4 protein-coding genes, 1 tRNA gene and 1 pseudogene are annotated in these 5650 nt (G+C 59.9%); 2 read left to right on the top strand and 4 right to left on the bottom strand.

Annotation, left to right across the window (positions count from 1 at the left end; all coding sequences use genetic code 11):
- Together ACEQXV_RS19210 and ACEQXV_RS19205 are read right to left on the bottom strand one after the other, a co-directional pair.
- Positions 1-494 (bottom strand): annotated as a pseudogene (locus ACEQXV_RS19210) (hypothetical protein); the annotation flags it as partial.
- Positions 495-1159: 665 nt separating this feature from the next.
- Positions 1160-1236: transfer RNA gene (locus ACEQXV_RS19205), tRNA-Arg, on the bottom strand.
- A 139-nt stretch (positions 1237-1375) separates the two neighbouring features.
- Here ACEQXV_RS19205 and ACEQXV_RS19200 point away from each other — a divergent pair.
- Both ACEQXV_RS19200 and ACEQXV_RS19195 read left to right on the top strand, forming a co-directional pair.
- Positions 1376-2410: a LacI family DNA-binding transcriptional regulator gene (locus ACEQXV_RS19200; protein WP_370270513.1), complete on the top strand. Its 1035-nt coding sequence runs from the start codon at positions 1376-1378 to the stop codon at positions 2408-2410.
- 115 nt (positions 2411-2525) lie between these two features.
- Complete coding sequence (locus tag ACEQXV_RS19195) at positions 2526-3719, top strand: GSCFA domain-containing protein (RefSeq protein WP_370251498.1); 1194 nt, start codon at positions 2526-2528, stop codon at positions 3717-3719.
- Positions 3720-3743: 24 nt separating this feature from the next.
- Here ACEQXV_RS19195 and ACEQXV_RS19190 read toward each other — a convergent pair whose 3' ends face one another.
- Positions 3744-5156 carry an L-serine ammonia-lyase gene (locus ACEQXV_RS19190; protein WP_370270512.1) on the bottom strand — a complete coding sequence of 471 codons (1413 nt, stop codon included), beginning with the start codon at positions 5154-5156 and terminating at the stop codon, positions 3744-3746.
- 250 nt (positions 5157-5406) lie between these two features.
- Positions 5407-5650, bottom strand: a 244-nt coding sequence (locus ACEQXV_RS19185; protein WP_370267989.1) for a hypothetical protein, incomplete at its 5' end; no start/stop codon positions are given.

The raw sequence follows: 5650 nt of genomic DNA, 5'->3' as shown, positions 1-5650 counted from the left end.
CCCTTTCGGGCCCCGGTCAGGATAAGAAGCCGGATGACGTTGTAGATATGCGGATGCCGGGTGCGTTGCGCATGCACCAGCAGGCGCGAGATCTCTTCCTGATCGAGGAACCTCTGCTTGTAATCCCCCAGGGAAAGTTTGCGCAAGTTACTGATTCTTTGACTGGTTTCCAGGTAACCCCAGTGCCTTGCAAGGTTCATCATCCGGTTGAGCAGGAAGATGTGCTTGTTAATCGTGCTGCGCTGGTATCCCTTCTTCTGCTGACCAACGACCCATTCATCCAGGATTTCATTCGTCAGCTCGTTCATCTTGTAGCGACCGAGTGACTCCCGGATGTGCACATTGAACACACTCCAGTCGTCTTTCGTATTGCGCTTGGTTGCTTTTACGTTCGGGTAGAAGTGATCATCGAAGAATAGACCAAGGCTGATTTGACCTTCCGATTTCTTCTCCTCCGATCTCAGTAATTTTATCTTGGAAAGAGGATTTATCATTTGGGGAACTCCCTTGCTATTTCACGTTTCCGATTTGATGCTTCAGATAGGTTGACGCTATAAGTGCTGAACAATCGGCGTATAGGTCTTCTTTGGCGATTTAGTTTCGCCCTACTCGTTACGAATCTCGTATTCGATCACAGTCTATCTTACGATCTATGTAGAATTTTTTCGATATAATTGAGCGCTATCCTTAGCGGGCGTCGATCTGTTCCGCTGAATGTTACCCCACGGCAACATGCCCGAAGGCAAGGCCATGAACTGTTGTTCGGCGCTCAAATTGGATAAGGGATGTTTTTTGGAATTCGTCTTACTATGCCATTGCAAAGATCAATTCGTAGAATCATCAATTCCATTTCCGGGAGTCGTAATGCAACTCTCAAGGTCGATTGATCATCCACCCAGAGCAAGCCACAAGGTGTCTGCAAGAATTGCTGGAATGAATCAATGAAATCAGAATGTTACGAAGTCGCTTCCGGGATGCACGCGAAAGTCGCCTTCCCGCGCGATCAGACGACCCGGCGCACAATTCAGACTGTCATTCACGAATTGCGCATTCTTTTCGGAATGACATTCGTATTGAGCGAAACCTGTGCATGTCGCTGCGCAGGCTCCAATCGGCTGAGGCCGGGCTCCATCTGAGACGGTTTTGAATTCCGGAATTATGGTGACCCCGGCAGGATTCGAACCTGCAACCTGCCCCTTAGGAGGGGGCTGCTCTATCCAGTTGAGCCACGGGGCCGACGCGCTCCGTTTTGCGCAATTCCGCCAACCAAGGCAAGGCGGGGCGCGCGAAAAAGCCGCCCGGCGCGTTCTGGTTTGGACAAGCCGGGCAGAAGTGCGTAACAGTCGTGTTACCGCAACCAGCAGGAGCCCAAACGTTGCCCCCCAGAAGCAATGACCCCGGCCGACCCCAACTGACCCTGCGTGACGTGGCCGAAGCGGCCAATGTCTCGGAAATGACCGTCAGCCGTGTTCTGAGAAACAGGGGGGATGTGTCCCAAGCAACGCGGGCCCGCGTGCTGGAGGCCGCGCGCTCCCTAGGTTATGTGCCCAACAAGATTGCGGGTGCCCTCGCCTCGTCTCGGGTCAACCTCGTGGGCGTCGTCATTCCGTCCCTGTCCAACATGGTCTTTCCGCAGGTGCTGGCGGGGATCTCGGACGTCCTGGACGACACCGATCTGCAACCTGTGTTCGGTGCCACCCACTACAAGCCCGAGCGCGAAGAGGAAGTGATCTACGAAATGCTCTCGTGGCGCCCCTCGGGGATGATTGTCGCCGGGATCGAACATTCCGACGCAAGCCGCGCGATGCTGGCCAATTCCGGCATTCCGGTGGTCGAGATCATGGATGCCGATGGCGATCCCATCGACGCGATGGTTGGCATCAGCCACCGGGCAGCGGGCGCGCGCATGGCGCGGGAAATCCTATCCCGCGGCTACAAACGCATTGGCTTCATGGGCACCAAGATGCCACTCGACTTCCGCGCCCGAAAGCGGCTCGAAGGGTTTGAGGGCGTTCTGAACGAGGCCGGGATCGACCTCGTTGACCGTATCTTTTATTCAGGCGGCTCCGGCCTCGGCAAAGGTCGCGAGATGACGCAAGAAATGCTGACACGCCACAAGGACTTGGATTTTCTTTATTATTCCAATGACATGATCGGCGCTGGCGGGCTCTTGTACTGTCTGGGAAAAGGCATTCGCATCCCGCAGGACGTGGGGCTTGCCGGCTTCAACGCCGTCGAAATACTCGATGGTCTGCCCATGCGCCTGGCCACGATGGACACAAGGCGGCTGGAAATCGGCCGGGCCGCGGCGCAGATCATCGCCTCGCGCGTTGCGGGCGAGGACTGCGACCAGATCATCACCATGGACGCCGGTTTCGACCCCGGCGAAACCATGCGCGCCCCGGTCTGACAGCCCGCATCAGTCACGTCTCGGAAGCCTCTGAAAAAAGAGGATTCATTTTTTGCGCCTGTCTGCTACGATTCTCGAAAAGACAAAAACAAACTTTCGAGCAGAAGGTAGCGAGATGAGTACATTGTTGGACCCGTCCGCCGTGACCAAGGCGGCGGACCGAGTAGCAGGCAACGAATCCACCAAGGAAGGCCGGGTGCACCAGACCTGGTTCCGCGGTGCCAAGGGCAGTCGCCCGCCAAAGGCGCTCCACATGATGCCTGAAACGGCCGTGCTGGACTATGTCCTGTCCGGGTGGGAACCGCCGGAACGGGCGATCAACGAAAATACCAAGGTCACCGCCTTCGGCAGCTGCTTTGCAGCCTATATCTCGGATTGGCTCGCTTCGCGGCATTACAACGTCCTGACCCGCAACAAGGAAAGCAATGCCTATGTCGTCAGTTGCGGCGAGGGCATGGTGAATTCCTTCGTCATCCGCCAGCAGTTCGAATGGGCGTTCGAGGCCAAGAAGTTCGAGGCCCCGCTCTGGCATGGCTACAAGGCCGAGGAATTCGGCTACGACGAGGATGTGCGCCAGGAAACCCTGCGCCTCTTCAATGAAACCGACGTGTTCATCCTCACGCTCGGGCTTTCCGAGGTCTGGTATGACGAACCCACGGGCGGCGTCTTCTGGCGCACCCTGCCCAAGGACAAGTATGACCCCGAGCGTCACAAGTTCCGCGTGTCGACTGTCGAGGAAAACCGCGAGAACCTGCGCGAGATCTACCGCCTCGTGCGCAAGCACCGCCCGGACGCCAAGATCATCCTGACGCTGTCGCCCATTCCGCTCATCACCACGTTCCGCGACGAAAGCTGCATCAGCGCCAACAGCGTGTCCAAGGCGGTTCTACGCGTCGCCATCGACGAGGTCATGCGCGAATTCAAGGACGAAGGGCACATCTTCTATTGGCCCTCCTATGAAATCGTGGCCGATATCTTCAACTACCCGTTCAAGGAAGACCGGCGGCATCTCTACAAGTCCGTGCAGGACTTCATCATGATGACCTTCGAGCGTGTCTGGTGCGAAAAGGGTCCGACCGATCACGAATATCTGCGCCAGTGGCTGCGCGCCAAGTCGGCGGCGGGCCAGCTGCATGAAAATGTCGACGGGGCCATTGGCAACCGCAATCTTTCCAAGCTGCGGCACATGCTCAATCGCAATCGCATCAGCAACTTCCGCGTGACCGACGACAAGGCCAAGGACATGCTGCTGCGCTTCATCGAGGAGGAGGAACGCATCGCCGAGGCCGAGGCGACAGCGGCGGAATAACGGGTCAGTCGCTGGCGGTGCCCCTCAGCATTCGGGGATGTTCACCGCCAGCCCGCCCCGGCTGGTTTCCTTGTAGTTCTCGTTCATGTCGATGCCTGTCTGGCGCATCGCCTCGATGCAATTATCCAGCGGCATGAAATGCTGCCCGTCACCGCGCAGCGCCAGCGACGCCGCGCTCACCGCCTTGATCGCGCCAAGGCCGTTGCGCTCGATGCAAGGCACCTGCACCAGCCCGGCAACCGGGTCGCAGGTCATGCCCAGGTGATGCTCCAGTGCGATCTCAGCGGCGTTCTCGATCTGCTCGTTGGTTCCGCCAAGCGCGGCGCAAAGGCCCGCCGCCGCCATTGCGGACGCGCTGCCCACCTCGCCCTGGCAGCCAACCTCGGCGCCCGAGATCGAGGCGTTATGCTTGATCAGGCCGCCAATCGCCGCCGCAGTCATCAGGAAGGTGCGCCGGCCCTCCTCGGTCGCGCCAATGCAATGGTCGCGGTAGTATCGCAGCACCGCCGGAACAACACCCGCCGCGCCATTGGTGGGCGATGTCACCACCTTGCCGCCTGCCGCGTTTTCCTCGTTCACCGCCATTGCGTAAACGCTCATCCAGTCGTTCACGACATGGGGTTGCGCGATGTTCCGACCCCGCTCTGCCAGCAGCTGTTCATGGATCGCTTTCGCGCGGCGGCGCACCTTCAGGCCGCCGGGCAATGTGCCGTCCATCCTCAGCCCCCGGTCGATGCAATCATCCATCGCCTTCCATACGGCATCGAGCCTGTCGCGGATCTCGGCGCGCGGTGCATTGGCGCATTCGTTTTCCCATTTCATCTCGGCAATCGACTTGCCCGAGACCTTGCCCATATGCAGCATTTCCTCGGCAGACCCGAAGGGGAAGGGATAGCCCTGCGCGGCCTTTTCAGCGTGGAACTCCTCGGCGCCGCCCTGGTTCAGCCGATCCAGTTCCTGCGCTGTCATCACGAAGCCGCCGCCGATCGAGTAATAGGTCTCCTCCATGTAGAGGTTCCCGTTCGCGTCATGCCCCCGCAAGATCATCCCGTTCGCGTGGCCCGGCAGCGGGGGGCCGAAATCGAAGACGAGGTCGGTCTTGGGATCGAACCGCAACCTGGGCAGCCCGTCGGGCCGCAACAGCGCCAGTTCGTGCAGCTGCGTCAGGGCAAGCTCTGCGGCATCGGGGTCGATCGTCGCGGGAAGATAGCCCAGAAGGCCCAGCATCACCGCCCGGTCGGTGGCATGGCCCTTGCCGGTGAAGGCCAGAGACCCGTGCAGGGAACAGCTCACGCGGAAGACCTCGCCCGCCCCCGGCTCGCGCAGTCCCGTGCGCAGCGACTCGAGGAACTGGGCCGCGGCGGTCATGGGCCCCATCGTATGGGACGAAGACGGGCCGATGCCGATCTTGAAGATGTCGAAGACGCTGAGGAACATGGGCGTGATTCCCTTTCATGGCCAAGCCGGACCCTAGCCTGACTCGCACGATGGGGCCGTCGGGGAAACCGACAAGACGCCTGCTCGAACCGACGCTTTGCCTGCGCTTGGTTGTGTATTGGGGGTGTCTGTATTGTGGCGGTGTGTTTTTGACCGGAACGCGCCCTCCGTTATGGCCGGAGGGCGCGGGTGTTTGGCCGGGTTGGGCGGGGTCCAGGAAAGCCCTTGCCGGCCGCACCTTCTGGGCTGATTACCAGCCGAACTGGAAGAGCAGGCCGGTCTGGCAGCCGTTGCCCTGGGCGACATTGGCGTTGGTGCCTTCGCCGAACTGGAAGATGCCGTAGCTGTCGCACCCGTTCTGGGCGAGCGTGCCGGTATGGCCGTTGCCTTCCTGGTGGACGACGCCGAAATTGCCGCCGCCGGACTGGGCGATGCCGGCGCCATTGCCGTGGCCGGCCTGGTGGACATGGGCGTCGCCCTCGATGGCCTGGGCG

The organism is Nioella sp., from assembly GCF_964229645.1.
Lineage (GTDB): Bacteria > Pseudomonadota > Alphaproteobacteria > Rhodobacterales > Rhodobacteraceae > Nioella.
Note: the sequence above shows the minus strand (reverse complement) of the source record. Positions and strands in the feature narration are given on the sequence as shown.

Coding starts and splice junctions, on each gene's coding strand:
- ACEQXV_RS19195 (WP_370251498.1), top strand. CDS start 2,526: ATGAGTACATTGTTGGACCCGTCCGCCGTGACCAAGGCGGCGGACCGA.
- ACEQXV_RS19190 (WP_370270512.1), bottom strand. CDS start 5,156: ATGTTCCTCAGCGTCTTCGACATCTTCAAGATCGGCATCGGCCCGTCT.